We start from the raw sequence: 3,378 nt of genomic DNA on the forward strand, positions 1-3,378 counted from the left end.
CAGGATGAAAACTTCACCCTGTTTGGCGCTTCACCGGAGAGCGCGGTGAAATTCTGCGCCGCCAGCCGCGACGTCGAGATGTACCCCATCGCCGGTACCCGTCGCCGGGGGTTGAACCCGGATGGCAGCATCAACCGGGATCTGGATGGCCGCATCGAGCTGGAGCTGCGTCAGGATGAAAAAGAGGTCGCCGAACACCTGATGCTGGTGGATCTGGGCCGCAACGACATCGCCCGTATCTCGGCGCCCGGCACCCGCTACGTCAAGGAGCTGCTCAAGGTGGATCGCTACAGCCACGTGATGCATCTGGTCTCCAAGGTGGTCGGCACCTTGCGCTCTGATCTGGACGCCCTGCACGCCTATCAGGCCTGCATGAACATGGGCACCCTCACCGGCGCCCCCAAGATCCGCGCCAGCGAGCTTATTCGCATGGTGGAGGGCAAGCGCCGTGGCAGCTATGGCGGCGCAGTCGGCTACATCAACGGTACGGGAGAGATGGATACCTGCATCGTCATTCGCTCCGCCTTTGTCAAAGATGGCGTTGCCCATGTGCAAGCCGGTGCCGGTGTGGTCTATGACTCCAAACCCCAGGCCGAAGCGGACGAGACCCGCGCCAAGGCGGCCGCCGTGCTGGCCGCCATCGCCGCCAGCCATGGCACCTCACTGCAAGCCCTGAGCGCCCAGCAGGAGCAACATAAGGACGTGAGCCATGACTAACATTTTCCTGCTCGATAACTTCGACTCGTTTACCTACAACCTCGTCGACCAGTTCCGCTCCCTCGGTTATCCGGTGCGGATCTACCGCAACAGCCTGCCAGCGAGCCGCATCATGAGCGAAATCGCCGCCTGCGAAGGGGATGCGGTGCTGGTGCTCTCGCCGGGGCCGGGCGCCCCCCATGAAGCGGGTTGCCTGATTGATCTGATCAAGCTGGCCCGTGGTCAGGTGCCCATCCTCGGTATCTGCCTCGGCCATCAGGCCCTGTGCGAAGCCTACGGCGGCACCGTCGGCGCGGCGGGTGAAATCGTCCACGGCAAGCGCTCCCTGATTGAGCACAACGGCCACGGCGCCTTCGCCGGTCTGCAGAGCCCGCTGCCGGTGGCCCGTTACCACTCGCTGGTCGCCACCTATGTACCGGAGGAGCTGACGGTGATTGCCCACTATCAGGGCATGCCCATGGCCATCGAGCAGCAGGATGAGCGGGTGCTGGGCTTCCAGTTCCACCCGGAATCCATCATGACCTCGGAAGGGGCCCGCCTGCTGACTCAGGCGCTCGCCCATATCACCCGTCCAGTTAGCAGTGTGCGGTAAGGAAGACCCTATGCATCATCATCTCAACACCCTCTACCAGGGTCAGTCTCTGAGCCGTGAAAGTACCCGCGACGCCTTCGGGCAAGTGGTGCGTGGCGAAGTGGATCCCATAGTGCTCGCCAGTTTATTGACCGCCCTCAAGATCAAGGGGGAAACCCCGGAGGAGATCACCGGTGCCGCCGAGGCCCTGCTGGCGGAAGCGCGCGACTTCCCGCATCCGGACTACGAGTTCTGCGACATCGTCGGCACCGGTGGCGATGGCCTCAACACCATCAATGTCTCCACCACCTCGGCACTGGTCGCCGCCGCCTGCGGCCTGAAAGTGGCCAAGCACGGCAACCGCTCTGTATCGAGTAAATCCGGCTCCAGCGATCTGCTCGACAAGATGGGCATCAAGCTCGACATGAGCCCGGCGCAGGCGCGCCATTGCCTTGACGAGCTCGGCATCTGCTTCCTGTTCGCCCCCCAGTATCACGCTGGCGTGCGCCACGCCATGCCGGTGCGTCAGGCCCTCAAGACCCGCACCCTGTTCAATGTGCTGGGGCCGCTCATCAACCCCGCTCGCCCCACCTATCAGCTGATGGGGGTCTATGCCCCCGAGCTGGTGCGTCCCATCGCCGAAACCCTGCTGGCGCTGGGTCTGAAAACCGGTATGGTGGTGCACGGCGCCGGGCTCGACGAGATTGCCATCCACGGCCCGACCCAGGTGGCCCAGATCCGTGACGGCGAGATCCGCGAATTCATGATCACCCCGGCTGATTTTGGCCTCGATACCTATCCGGTCAGTGCCATTCAGGGGGGGGAACCCGAAGAGAACCGCGCCATCACCGCCGCCATTCTGGCAGGGAAAGGCACCCCGGCCCACAACGCCGCTATCGCCGCCAACGTGGCCCCGCTGCTGCTGATGGCGGGCAAGGCGGCGGATCTCAAGAGCGCGGCGGCACAGGTGCTGGCGGTGCTGGCCAGCGGCAAGGCAGCAGAGCTGGCCACCCAACTGGCGACCCTGAGTCATCAGGAGGCATGATGTCAGCCACCACATCGCACAGCAGTCATTCAGAACGCCACCTGGGCAAGAGCCAGCTTCGCAAGGATAACGAGATGTCAGACCTTATTGACCCCCATGCCTTTCTGAACATGGCCTCCATCAACCAGACCATTCTCGGCAAAATCGTGGCGGCCAAACAGGCGTGGGTCGCCGCCCGCAAGCTGGCCCAGCCGCTGGAGAGCTTCCAGAGCGCGCTGACCCCCAGCGATCGGGATTTCGTTGGTGCGCTCAAGGCGGGCTCCACCTGCTTTATTCTGGAGTGCAAGAAGGCCTCTCCCTCCAAGGGCTTGATCCGCGACGATTTCAGCCCGGAGGCCATCGCCGACATCTATGGCAAATACGCCACCGCCATCTCGGTGCTGACCGACGAGAAGTTCTTTCAGGGGGATTTCGCCTTTTTGCCGCGGGTGCGCGCCCGCGTTCAGCAGCCGGTGCTCTGCAAGGATTTCATGATTGACCCCTATCAGGTCTATCTGGCCCGCCACTATCAGGCGGATGCCATCCTCTTGATGCTCTCTGTGCTCACCGACGAAGGCTATCGCGCCCTGTTCGCGGTGGCCAAAGCGCTCGGCCTCGGCGTGCTCACCGAGGTGAGTAACGAAGAGGAGCTGACCCGTGCCATTGCGCTCGGCGCCCCCGTGATTGGCATCAATAACCGGGATCTGCGCGATTTGAGCGTCGATCTCAACCGTACCAAGTTGCTGGCCAACGATATTCCCGCCGACCGGGTCGTGATCAGCGAATCCGGGATCAATCACCGCGCTCAGGTGGCAGATCTTCGCCCCTACGCCAAGGGCTTTCTGGTGGGCTCATCCTTGATGGCCGAGCCGGATCTGGAGGCTGCGGTACGCAAGCTCACTCTGGGTCAGAACAAGGTGTGCGGCCTGACCCGCGCCGACGATGCCGCCGCCGCCCATCAGGCGGGTGCGGTGTTCGGCGGCCTCATCTTTGTGGCGAAAAGCCCGCGCTATGTGGACATTCCCACCGCCCGCGCCGTGATGGCGGGTGCGCCGCTCTCTTACGT

General features: G+C 63.4%; 4 protein-coding genes. All 4 read left to right on the forward strand.

Annotated features, from left to right (window positions below; translation table 11 throughout):
* Positions 1-717, forward strand: a 717-nt coding sequence (locus AAC083_RS22980) for a chorismate-binding protein (RefSeq protein ID WP_258224639.1), incomplete at its 5' end; no start/stop codon positions are given.
* Positions 710-1,309: an aminodeoxychorismate/anthranilate synthase component II gene (locus AAC083_RS08980; protein WP_099359685.1), complete on the forward strand. Its 600-nt coding sequence runs from the start codon at positions 710-712 to the stop codon at positions 1,307-1,309. The genes AAC083_RS22980 and AAC083_RS08980, both read left to right, overlap by 8 nt.
* Positions 1,310-1,319: 10 nt before the next feature.
* Positions 1,320-2,333 carry an anthranilate phosphoribosyltransferase gene (trpD, locus tag AAC083_RS08985; RefSeq protein ID WP_108536384.1) on the forward strand — a complete coding sequence of 338 codons (1,014 nt, stop codon included), beginning with the start codon at positions 1,320-1,322 and terminating at the stop codon, positions 2,331-2,333.
* The coding region (trpCF, locus tag AAC083_RS08990) for a bifunctional indole-3-glycerol-phosphate synthase TrpC/phosphoribosylanthranilate isomerase TrpF (RefSeq protein WP_181364694.1) at positions 2,333-3,378 on the forward strand (1,046 nt) is incomplete at its 3' end. The genes trpD and trpCF, both read left to right, overlap by 1 nt.

Origin of the sequence: Aeromonas sp. HMWF014 (genome assembly GCF_963878295.1) — a bacterium.
Classification (GTDB): domain Bacteria; phylum Pseudomonadota; class Gammaproteobacteria; order Enterobacterales; family Aeromonadaceae; genus Aeromonas; species Aeromonas popoffii.